This window comes from Neisseria sp. 19428wB4_WF04, assembly GCF_015235335.1.
GTDB lineage: Bacteria > Pseudomonadota > Gammaproteobacteria > Burkholderiales > Neisseriaceae > Neisseria > Neisseria musculi.
On record NZ_JADGLG010000063.1, the window covers coordinates 1 to 11259 of the forward strand.

Sequence of the window (11259 nt, forward strand, 5' to 3'; positions counted from 1 at the left end):
GTATTGGGCTGAATACCTAAGATATCGGCAGCAGAACGTGCGGTTACTTCCAATACAAAATATTCAAGCAGTTTTCTTTGCAGACTCTTCTTTAACTTACAGTGGGTTATCTTCATTTTGGCAGCCTGTCATGACTGCTAATCTACGTCAGCCCCAAATATTTACCGCCGTTATCCGGTAAAATCTTTTTTCAGACGGCCTTAAGTTTGATTTTCACCGGCTCGGGAAAATCAACGCATCAACGCAGCGCAGTATTTTAAGCGTTCAGCGCAGCCATCACTTTGGCCGCAACTTCTTTCACCGGCACGTTTTGCGCTTCGTTATCGGTGCGGCGGGCATATTCCACCGTGCCCTCTTTCAAGCCCCGGTCGCCGATAACGATTCGGTGGGGAATGCCCAGCAGCTCGGAATCGTTAAGCAGCACGCCGGCGCGCTCATCGCGGTCGTCCAACAATACATCGGCACCTTGCGCCAGCAACTCGGCATAAAGATGGTCGGCGGCGGCTTTCACCGTATCGGATTTTTTATAATTCATCGGCACAATCACCACTTGAAACGGCGCCATTGCTTCCGTCCAAACGATGCCGCGCTCGTCGTGGTTCTGCTCGATGGCAGCGGCCACGATGCGGGTGATGCCGATGCCGTAGCAGCCCATTTCCATGATTTGCGCTTTGCCGTTGTTGTCCAGAAAGCTTGCGTTCATGGCTTGGGAGTATTTGCCGCGCAGTTGGAACACATGCCCCACTTCGATGCCGCGCGCCAGTTTCAGACGGCCTTGCCCGCAGGGGCTGGGGTCGCCTTCGACCACATTGCGCAAATCGACAAATTCCGGCTCGGGGCAGTCGCGGCCGAAGTTAAAGCCGGTGTAGTGGTGGTCGTCTTCGTTGGCACCGATAACGGTGTCGGCCAGTTTCTCGCAGGCATAGTCGGCATAAACCCTGCCTTTGAAGCCCACCGGGCCGAGCGAACCGCCGTTGGCACCGAAGGCCGTCTGAACGGCTTCGGGCGAAGCCATAGCGAGCGGCGATTTGATGCCGGGCAGTTTTTCGGCCTTGATATCGTTAAACTCGTGATCGCCGCGCAGCAGCAGCAGTACGATTTCGCCTTCTTCTTTGCCTTCCACCACAATGGATTTCAGCGTGCGCTCGATGGGAATGTTCAAAAATTCCACCAACGCGGCAATGGTTTTCACGTTGGGCGTGTGCACTTTGGTGAGGGTTTCTGCGGCGGCGGCGCGTTTTCCCGTTTGCGCCAGGGTTTGCGCCAGCTCCACATTGGCAGCATAGTCGGAAGCATCGCTGTAGGCAATCACATCTTCGCCGCTCTCGGCCAATACTTGAAACTCGTGCGAACCGGTGCCGCCGATGCTGCCGGTGTCGGCGGCAACGGGGCGGTAGTTCAAACCCAGGCGGTCGAAAATGCGGCAGTAAGCGCGATACATGGGCAGATAGCCTTCGTTCACCAGCGATTCGTAATCGGCGTGAAACGAATAAGCATCTTTCATCAAAAACTCGCGCGCACGCATCACGCCGAAACGGGGGCGCACTTCATCACGGAATTTGGTTTGAATGTGGTAGAAGTTTTTCGGCAGTTGCTTATAGCTGGTGATTTCTTTGCGCGCAATATCGGTAATCACTTCTTCACAGGTCGGCCCCATGCAGAAATCGCGCCCGTGGCGGTCTTTGATGCGCAGAAGCTCTTTGCCGTAAAACTCCCAGCGGCCGGATTCCTGCCACAATTCGGCAGGCTGCACCACGGGCATCAGCAACTCTACGCTGCCGGCGCGGTTCATTTCTTCGCGCACGATGTTTTCCACTTTGCGCAAAACGCGCAAGCCCATCGGCATCCAAGTATACAAGCCCGAAGCAGCGGCTTTGATCAGGCCTGCGCGTATCATCAGCCGGTGGCTGGGCAGCACGGCTTCGGCGGGGGCTTCTTTTAAGGTGGAAATGAAAAATTGGCTGGCTTTCATAATGTTTCGGCAGTCGGTTGGATAAAAGCGGCATTGTACCGCAATGCCTGTGTTTTCGGCAGGCGTGGTTTAACGCCGGACGGTCGAACCGCCGCCCGATGTGGAGCACGCCACGGCAGCGTTCCGGCCCGCCGGCAACTTCAGGCCGTCTGAAACCGTTTTTCAGCTTGTTCGGACGGCTCCAACCTTTCAGACGGCTCCAACCTTTCAGACGGCTCCAACCTTTCAGACGGCTCCAACCTTTTCAGACGGCCCAACCTTTTCAGACGGCCCAACCTTTTCAGACGGCCCAACCTTTTCAGACGGCCTTACGGTGTTTTTGCAAGAGCCCCGGGCTGTTGTTCCAGCCAAATGATGCTGGCCATACGGCCGGTTCGGCCTTCGCGGCGGTAAGAGAAAAAGGTATCCCGCTCCAGCACGGTGCAGTGGTTGCCGCCGTAAACCATGCCCACGCCTTCGTTTTGCAGGGCCTGGCGGGCAAGACGGCAGATGTCGGCCAAATATTTGCCGCTGCCTATCGGCTCGAAAGCTTGCCCGGCTGCGGGGTTTTGCGTGCAGAAGGCATCGTAAACATCCTGCCCCACCTCGAAGGCTTCGGGGCCGATGGCGGGGCCGAGATAGGCCATGATTTCAACGGGCGGCACATTCATGGCGGCAACGGTGTTTTGCAGCACGCCGCCCGCCAATCCGCGCCAACCCGCGTGGGCGGCGGCCACCACGGTGCCCGCACGGTTGCAGAACAACACGGGCAGGCAGTCGGCCGTCATGCTGGCGCAGGCTGCGGTGCCGGTGGTGTCGAACGAGGCATCCGCGTCGGGCGGGCTGCTGCCGGTATGCTCGGCGGCATTCACCACCACCGTGCTGTGGATTTGGTTGAGATACACTACCGGCACGCCGGTTTGCCGCCCGACTATTTCGCGGTTTTGCCGGACGTGTTCGGGCGCATCGCCCACATGCGCACCCACATTCAGGCTGCGGTATACACCTTCGCTCACGCCGCCGTTGCGGGTGGTGATCAGGGTTTTGACATTGGCGGGCGCAGGCCAGTCGGCTTGGAAAAACGGCGCACCGCTGTGGTTGATGCCGATGGCGGCGTTTAAATCGAATCGGTTCATAAATGAAAGCCTGCTTGGTGGTGGTTGCGGCCGTCTGAAAGGTTTTCAGACGGCCTGAGGCCTTTGCAAAATTCTTTTCGACACCTTAAAAACGCTTGCGTCATGCTCGGGCCAAGCTCAAGCATGACGAAATATAAGTAAATTCAGCATGAAAACGGTTTTTGCAAAAGTTTCGGCATGATGTTTACTGCTCTTTGCCGCAGCAGGTTTTGTATTTTTTGCCGCTGCCGCAGGGGCAGGGCTCGTTGCGGCCTGTTTTGGCACCTTCGCGGCGCACGGTTTGCGGTTTGTTTTTCATACTCTGCCAGTAGTGATAAATATCCAGCAGCACATGGGGCAGTTCGGATTCAAGCTGGGTAAGCTCGCGGGTGGTGAGATGCAGCACCATTTCGCCGTTTTCGTCTTCATCGTAAATGCCGCCCAAAGCCATGATGGGGTAAAACAAATCTTCGAATTCTTCATCGTTCGCAGTCTCGAACCAGTCGGTCGGCACCACATCGAGGGCATACAGATAGGCGTTGCACCAGGTGTGGAAATCGGGGTTGTCCGCTTCATCGTCATACAGCCATAAATCGGGCAACATTTTGTTGTCGAGCTTCATGCGCATATCGAGCACCATCTCCAACACCAGCGATTCGATTTGCTGCTCTTGGGCAGGGGTAAACCGGTGCTCGCCGCCCATCACTTCGGGCAGCCATTCGCCGGTTTTCAGTTCATCGGGGCCGGTGAGCAGAGCCAGCATATAGGCCTGCACCTCATCGCAGCGCATGGTGGCGCCGGTTTCCGCTTTGTGATCCAGCAGATATGCGAGACGCTGCCGGGAAGATTCGTCAAACATGGTTTCGTGTTCCTTGTGGTGGTTCGCTTGTTCAGACGGCCGGGAAAACAGGCCGTCTGAATATGCCGTTTCTGAAAATGACGCCAAAGCATACCGTTAACGCCGCTGGCGCATTTGCTCAAATAAACACACCGTTGCCGCCATCGCCACATTAAGCGATTCGGTTGCCCCCGCCATCGGGATATTGACACAGCCGGTTGCGCGCGCCAGCAAACCTGCCGACACCCCGCCGCCTTCATTGCCGAACACCCACGCGGCGGGGCGGGTTAAATCGGTATCATAAAGATTGCGCCCGTTGGTTGCCGATAAAGCAGTTGCCCAAATACTGCCGCCGTAGCCCGCGCACCATTGCGCCAAATCCACGCACTCAGACACATCGAGCAGAAAGTGCGCCCCCATGCCCGCGCGCAAAACTTTCGGCGCCCACGCATCGGCGCAACCTTGACCCAACACCAACTTTTGCACGCCCGCCGCCGCTGCGCTGCGCATGATGGTGCCCACATTGCCCGGATCCTGCACACAATCGAGCACCACGCAATCACCCTGCCGCGGCCGCGCGGGCGGCGCGGGAATATCAATAAGCGTCAGCACTTCCTCGGCTTGGGCCAGCCCGCTGATTCTCGAGAGCACCCCGGCCGCCACCGGCGTAACACAGTGTTCGGGCAATTGCGCCAGCAGCGCACCCGCTTCGCCTGCGCAGCGTTTGTGTTCGGGCACATAAACCTGAATCGGCCGCACCCCCGCCTGCAGACAGGCCTGCAAAAGATGCACGCCCTCCAACACGGTTTGGCCGTGCGCACGGCGGGCTTTGCCGTGTGAAAGCAGTTTCGACACATGCTTGAGCTGTTCGTTACGGGCGGAAGTAATCAGTTTCATAAGCGGCATTATAATATTTTTCAGACGGCATGAGGGTTTATCGCCCCCGTCTGCACCGCCCGGTTGAAGTTCCGCCCCTGAACGGCATTCGGCACGGCGGCGGTCTGAAAAACCTTGCCGGCGGCAACATCTTTCCCACTAAAAACGGTACAATCAAGCCCGTTCAGCCAACCCATCATCAACAAAGGAACCCGAAATGAGCAAACAAATCGTTATTCTGCCCGGAGACGGCATCGGCTCCGAAATCACCGCCCAAGCCGTGCGCGTGTTGGACCGGCTGATTTCAGACGGCCTAGATGTGCAATATCAATACGCACCTATCGGCGGCGCAGGCTACGATGAATACGGACACCCCTACCCCGAATACACACAAAAACTGTGCCGTGCCGCCGATGCCGTGCTGCTGGGCGCGGTGGGCAGCCCGCAATACGACAACCTCGAGCGCGCGCTGCGCCCCGAACGCGGCCTGTTGGCCGTCCGCAAAGATTTAAACCTGTTTGCCAACCTGCGCCCCGCCGTGCTTTACAAAGAGCTCGCCAACGCTTCCACCCTGAAACCCGAAGTCGTAGCCGGGCTGGATATTCTGATTGTGCGCGAACTCACCGGCGACATCTATTTCGGCGAACCGCGCGGCATCCGCACGCTCGAAAATGGCGAACGTGAAGGATTCAACACCATGAAATACAGCGAAAGCGAAATCCGCCGCATTGCCAAAGTTGCTTTTGAAGCCGCACAAAAACGTAGCAGAAAACTGTGTTCGGTAGATAAAGCCAACGTGCTGGAAACCACCGAGCTATGGCGGGAAATTTTCAACCAAACCGCCAAAGATTACCCCGATGTAACACTCACCCATATGTATGTCGATAACGCCGCCATGCAGCTTGCGCGCGCGCCCAAACAGTTTGACGTGATCGCCACCGGCAATATTTTCGGCGACATCCTTTCCGACCAAGCCTCGATGCTCACCGGCTCCATCGGCATGCTGCCCTCAGCCTCGCTCAACGAAACCGGCAAAGGCCTCTACGAACCCTCGCACGGCTCCGCGCCCGACATTGCCGGCCAAAACAAAGCCAACCCGCTGGCCACGATTCTGTCGCTCGCCATGCTGCTGCGCTACAGCCTCAACGATGAAACACGCGCACAGCAAATCGAAACCGCCGTGCAGAAAGTGTTGCAGCAAGGCTTGCGCACCGCCGATATCCACGAAGAAGGCACACGGCAGGCTTCCTGCTCCGAAATGGGCAATGCCGTGCTGGAAGCACTATAATAATCCGGCAGCCTATACCCAATCAGGCTTCAATCCTTTGCAACAGCTCAGGCCGTCTGAAAATTTTTCAGACGGCCTGAGCTGTTGCAGATAATTCCAACTTTCATCATACTGTTTTGCAGTTTACGCGGCGGTTGCCAAATATTCTCTACCGTCTGCTTTCAATAACTTGGGGCCTTCGCCTTTTTCAACCACATTTTCATTTACCATCACTTTTTTCACATCTTGCAAATCGGGGAGCATATACATGGTGTCGAGCAGGCAGCGTTCGATAATCGAACGCAGACCGCGCGCACCGGTTTTACGCTCCATTGCCTGCTTGGCAATGCTTCGCAGGGCGGAAGGCAAGATCTCCAACTCCACGCCTTCCATCGCAAATAAAGCCTGATATTGTTTTACCAGCGCATTTTTCGGTTCGGTGAGAATATTGATTAAGGCATCTTCATCCAGCTCTGCCAGCGTGGCAATCACAGGCAAACGGCCGATTAACTCGGGAATCAGGCCGAATTTGATTAAATCTTCGGGTTCTACGGTTTCAAACAACGCTGTAATATCGGCATTTTCGTCTTTGCTGTTCACTACCGCGCCGAAACCGATACCGCCTTTTTCGGTGCGCTGACGGATTACTTTCTCCAAACCGGCAAACGCGCCGCCGCAGATAAACAGGATATTGGTGGTATCGACATTGATAAACTCCTGATTCGGGTGCTTGCGCCCGCCTTGCGGCGGCACCGAGGCCACTGTGCCTTCAATCAGTTTCAGCAATGCCTGCTGAACGCCCTCACCCGACACATCACGGGTAATCGAAGGGTTGTCGCTTTTGCGTGAGATTTTGTCGATTTCATCGATATACACAATGCCGCGCTGTGCTTTTTCCACATCGAAATCGCACTTACCCAAAAGCTTGGTGATAATCTGCTCGACATCCTCGCCAACATAGCCCGCTTCGGTAAGTGTGGTGGCATCGGCCATCACAAACGGTACATCAAGCTTGCGCGCCAACGACTGCGCCAGCAGGGTTTTTCCCGAGCCTGTGGGGCCTATCAGCAGGATATTACTTTTCGACAATTCCACCTTGCCATTGCTTTGGGGCTGCCGCAGACGCTTATAATGATTATATACTGCTACGGCTAGTGCTTTTTTCGCCTGTTCCTGCCCGATAACATGGTCGTTAAGGTTGGCTACAATCTCAGCAGGAGTAGGCAGCTTGTTTTCCGTTCCTGCCGTTTCCTGCATAGAATCATCATTAGGGTTTTGCAGCATAATGCCGCAGGTTTCCACACATTCGTTGCAGATATAGGCGTGTTCGCCTTCAATCAGGTTTTTTACTTCATGCTCGGGCTTACCGCAAAACGAGCAATAGCGCTTTTCTTCAGACATATTTTATTCTTCAGCCATTAATATAATAATATAAATATGAATTGGACAGCATCACGGAGCAGGCTGCCCCAAAGTAACTTAACTTAGTATAAATATTATCCGCCCGTTTATCAAACTACGCCGCTTAATTTGCCTTTTGAATCTTTCAGACGGCTTTTTTACATAAAAAATGCAACGGAAACGTAAAAAATAACGCAAACTGATGAAAAATATACCTTATTTACTTTACAAGCACACTTTACTCCATGATAATCCGTTAATCATTCCAAAACAGCACCGATATTTTCCGAGAACGGTACTGCCATTTACTTTTCGAGTCCACAAAACACTTACGGAACCCGCTAAAATGAACTTCACTAAAAAAATCATCGCAGCCTGCCTGAGCATCGGGCTGGCTGCCTTCTCACTGCCCGCAGCCTCTAATGATTTAGATGTGCTCGGCCAATTTTTAGAGCAAAACTTTCCGATAGACAGCGACCCGATCGGCGCCTTTGCCTCTATGAATGCTGCCGAACAAGTAGAAGCCCAAGCCGCTTATGCCGGCCCTCTTCTCTCCTCACAATCTGCCTTGATTGTAAATAACAGAACCGGCGAAGTACTGTTTCAGAAAAACCCCAACCGCGTGATGCCCATTGCCTCGATTTCCAAATTAATGTCGGCAATGGTAGTGCTTGATGCCGATCAAAACATGAATGAGCACATCACCATTACCGAAGCCGAAATCGACCGACTCAAAGGCACCGGCAGCCGCCTAACCATCGGTACCACGCTGACCCGCGCAGAAATGCTGCACCTGAGCCTGATGAGCAGCGAAAACCGCGCCACCCATGCACTTGGCCGCAGCTACCCCGGCGGCATGAGCGCATTTGTGAACGCCATGAACCGCAAGGCTCAAAGTTTGGGCATGGTTGACACACGTTTTTACGAACCTACCGGATTGGATTTCCGCAATGTATCTACAGCCAACGATTTAAACAAGCTGGTTCAAGCCGCCAGCAAATATCCGGTTATCCGCCGCAACAGCACATCTAACCACCGTTCGGTTTATACCAACCGCGGCCAAGCCAGCTATAAAAACAGTAATTCGCTGGTACGTGAAGGCAGTTGGAATATTGAGCTACAGAAAACAGGCTATATCCGTGAAGCAGGCCGCTCAATGGTAGTACGCGCGAATGTGCAAAACCAGCCTGTTACTATCGTTTTGCTGAATGCGCCCTCTTCCCTCAGCCGTGTAAACGATGCGCGTAAAATCGAATCGTGGATGCTGCAGCGCCGCTCTTAAGCCCCCCACCAACCAAGAGAGGCCGTCTGAAATATTTTCAGACGGCCTGATGCAGTCCAACAGGTGACAGCGTTGAAACTGTGTTAAATCGAAGCGTTCACAAATGCAACCAGTTGGCCTTTGGCCAGTGCACCTACTTTGGTGGCAATGTTTTGGCCGTTTTTAAACACCATCAGCGTGGGAATGCCGCGTACGCCGAATTGTGACGGGGTCTGTTCGTTTTCATCAATATTGATTTTCACCACTTTCAAGCGGCCTTCGAATTCGGCGGCCACTTCATCGAGAATCGGTGCAATCATTTTGCAGGGGCCGCACCACGGTGCCCAAAAGTCCAGCAATACGGGCACTTCGGATTTTAATACTTCTTGATCGAAGCTCGCATCGGTAGCGTGTACGATTAAGTTGCTGCTCATAAGTGTATTCCTTTTGACGTGGAATGAGGATTCATTCGGTTAATTAACGTGGTGTAGCATAGGGTCTGTGCGGCAAAATTTCAAGAGTCGGCGTGTGCCAATAGCTTTTGTGTATAGTCGGAATCGGGTTTGGCAAACACTTTTTCCAACACGCCCTGCTCCACTACCTGTCCGTCTTTGAGCACCATCACGCGGTGCGAAAGGGCGCGGATAACCGCTAAATCATGGCTGATAATTATCAGGCTCAGCCCGTGCTGCCGCTGTAAATTACCAAGCAATTCAAGAATCTGCTGTTGCCACTGCACATCCAGCGCGCTGGTCGGTTCATCCAGCACCAACACCTGAGGGCGCATGATGATGGCACGGGCAATCGCCAGCCGTTGCCGTTGGCCGCCTGAAAAGGCGTGCGGATAGCGTTCGAGAATATCTTCGGGCAGCCCCACCTGATGCAATACTTCTTCGACACGGCGGCGTTTTTCGGCTGTTTTCATGCCGGGGAAATGTACGCCCAAGGCTTCTGAAACGATTTCCAATACGTTCATGCGCGGGTTGAACGCACCAAACGGGTCTTGAAACACCATCTGCACGGCTTTTCGCGATTGTTGGTTCCACGCTTCTCCGTTGATTTTCAGACGGCCGGAACACTCCATCAGGCGCATTACGGCTTTGGCCAGCGTGGTTTTACCGCTGCCACTCTCGCCGATAACGCCCAGTGTTTCGCCTGCCTTCAAGTCAAACAATACGGGTGCGAGCAGGGTTTTACTGCGCTTTTTAAACCAGCCCGCCCGCTCCTGAACGGCCACGCTGATGCTTTCGGCTTCTAACACCGTAGGGGCATCTGCCGCCACGGCTGCAGGCTGCCTCACCGTGCCGGCGTTGAGCAGCATTTGGGTGTATTCGTGTTGCGGGTCGGCAAACACTTCCGCCGCCACTCCCTGCTCGACAATCCGCCCTTGGCGCATCACCGCTACATTATCGGCGAAGCGGCGCACCAGGTTCAAATCGTGGCTGATATAGATCAAAGTCATGTTGTGTGCAGCCTGCAGGCGCGAGAGCAAATCGAGAATCTGCGCCTGCACCGCGACATCGAGCGCAGTGGTCGGCTCATCGGCAATCAAGAGTTCCGGCTCTGCCGCCACCGCCATGGCAATCATCGCCCGCTGCCGCTGCCCGCCCGAAAGCTGAAACGGGTAGGCAGAGGCTTTTTCTTCGGGGCTGTGTATGCCCGTTTCGGCCAGCAGCTCTACCGCCCGTGCCCATGACTGTTTGGTGTCCAGCCCCAAATGTAGCGACAACACTTCGGCAATCTGTTTTCCCACGCGCATCACCGGGTTGAGCGCCGTCATAGGCTCTTGAAATACCATGCCGATTTCTTTGCCGCGCAACTTCTGCAATTGGCACGGCGTTTTTTCAAGCAGGTTTTCGCCGTTGAATTTCAGACGGCCTGCAAACGACACAGCAGGATTCAACCTCATGATGCCCTGGGCCAACACGGTTTTGCCGCTGCCGCTTTCCCCCACGACTGCCAGCTTTCTGCCGCGCATCACGCTGAGGTTGATGTTGTGCAGCACTTGGCGGCCGGGGAAACAAGCATTGAGATTTTCGATTTCGAGAATGGCATTCATATGATTGGCGGTTCAGACGGCCTCGGCCGGTTGTGTTGATATGGTAAGCTCACTTTCACTGCCGTTAGGACATTGCCTGCGCTTGATCTCAAAGAGAGCAATTTTGAAAAGAACAATTTTGCAAGCAAAGCATAGCAACAAAATCAGCTCCGTGCGGTCTGATGCACAGCCCGAAATATTTTCATAATTTAATAAAATATTAAAATAAATTTATGTACTGCCATTCCTGCACCTGGGAGAATTCAAACGTTCGGCATTATTCAGTATTTATTTAGGGCTTAGAAAGAAAAATCAGCAAAAATGATGTTAAGCTTCTGATATACCTATTAAAAACAAATACCAAAAGTTCAGTAAAATTACCGAATCAAAATTCCGTCAAATCCTGCGCCTTTTCACACTTGATTTGACCGCTTCCGATACCGCCAGACTCACCGGCATCAGTACCCAAAGTGCCAATATCTGTTTCTCAAACTGCGTTGCCGTATGGCTGC

10 protein-coding genes and 2 pseudogenes are annotated in these 11259 nt (G+C 53.9%); 3 read left to right on the forward strand and 9 right to left on the reverse strand.

Features of this window, described 5'->3' with window-relative positions; translation table 11 throughout:
- From IR141_RS10900 to IR141_RS10925, 6 genes and pseudogenes are all read right to left on the reverse strand, one after another.
- Positions 1-116, reverse strand: a pseudogene (locus tag IR141_RS10900) (IS1595 family transposase); the annotation flags it as partial.
- A 140-nt stretch (positions 117-256) separates the two neighbouring features.
- Positions 257-1972, reverse strand: coding sequence for a proline--tRNA ligase (locus tag IR141_RS10905; RefSeq protein WP_135037111.1), 1716 nt, complete (start codon positions 1970-1972; stop codon positions 257-259).
- Positions 1973-2112: 140 nt separating this feature from the next.
- A complete protein-coding gene (locus tag IR141_RS10910) occupies positions 2113-2265 on the reverse strand; it encodes a hypothetical protein (RefSeq protein ID WP_167743176.1) in 153 nt (50 codons plus the stop codon).
- 15 nt (positions 2266-2280) lie between these two features.
- On the reverse strand, positions 2281-3087 hold the full coding sequence (pgeF, locus tag IR141_RS10915) for a peptidoglycan editing factor PgeF (RefSeq protein WP_135037117.1): 807 nt from the start codon (positions 3085-3087) through the stop codon (positions 2281-2283).
- A 184-nt stretch (positions 3088-3271) separates the two neighbouring features.
- Positions 3272-3925, reverse strand: a complete 654-nt coding sequence (locus tag IR141_RS10920; RefSeq protein WP_135037134.1) for a YecA family protein — start codon at positions 3923-3925, stop codon at positions 3272-3274.
- Between the two features lie 96 nt (positions 3926-4021).
- Entirely contained in the window at positions 4022-4801 is a 780-nt protein-coding gene (locus IR141_RS10925; protein WP_135037137.1) for an RNA methyltransferase, read from the reverse strand.
- A 196-nt stretch (positions 4802-4997) separates the two neighbouring features.
- Between IR141_RS10925 and leuB the strand changes: the two genes are divergently transcribed.
- Positions 4998-6068: a 3-isopropylmalate dehydrogenase gene (gene leuB / locus IR141_RS10930; RefSeq protein ID WP_135037120.1), complete on the forward strand. Its 1071-nt coding sequence runs from the start codon at positions 4998-5000 to the stop codon at positions 6066-6068.
- A 123-nt stretch (positions 6069-6191) separates the two neighbouring features.
- Here leuB and clpX read toward each other — a convergent pair whose 3' ends face one another.
- Complete coding sequence (clpX, locus tag IR141_RS10935) at positions 6192-7448, reverse strand: ATP-dependent Clp protease ATP-binding subunit ClpX (protein ID WP_135037123.1); 1257 nt, start codon at positions 7446-7448, stop codon at positions 6192-6194.
- Positions 7449-7794: 346 nt separating this feature from the next.
- On the opposite strand from clpX, the gene IR141_RS10940 reads away from it, so the two are divergent.
- Complete coding sequence (locus IR141_RS10940; protein ID WP_135037126.1) at positions 7795-8730, forward strand: serine hydrolase; 936 nt, start codon at positions 7795-7797, stop codon at positions 8728-8730.
- Between the two features lie 83 nt (positions 8731-8813).
- Here the strand turns inward: IR141_RS10940 and trxA are convergent, their stop codons facing one another.
- Together trxA and IR141_RS10950 are read right to left on the reverse strand one after the other, a co-directional pair.
- Positions 8814-9143 carry a thioredoxin TrxA gene (gene trxA / locus IR141_RS10945; RefSeq protein WP_135037129.1) on the reverse strand — a complete coding sequence of 110 codons (330 nt, stop codon included), beginning with the start codon at positions 9141-9143 and terminating at the stop codon, positions 8814-8816.
- An 80-nt stretch (positions 9144-9223) separates the two neighbouring features.
- Positions 9224-10768 carry an ABC transporter ATP-binding protein gene (locus IR141_RS10950; protein ID WP_135037132.1) on the reverse strand — a complete coding sequence of 515 codons (1545 nt, stop codon included), beginning with the start codon at positions 10766-10768 and terminating at the stop codon, positions 9224-9226.
- 319 nt (positions 10769-11087) lie between these two features.
- On the opposite strand from IR141_RS10950, the pseudogene IR141_RS13520 reads away from it, so the two are divergent.
- Positions 11088-11259 (forward strand): annotated as a pseudogene (locus tag IR141_RS13520) (IS1595 family transposase); the annotation flags it as partial.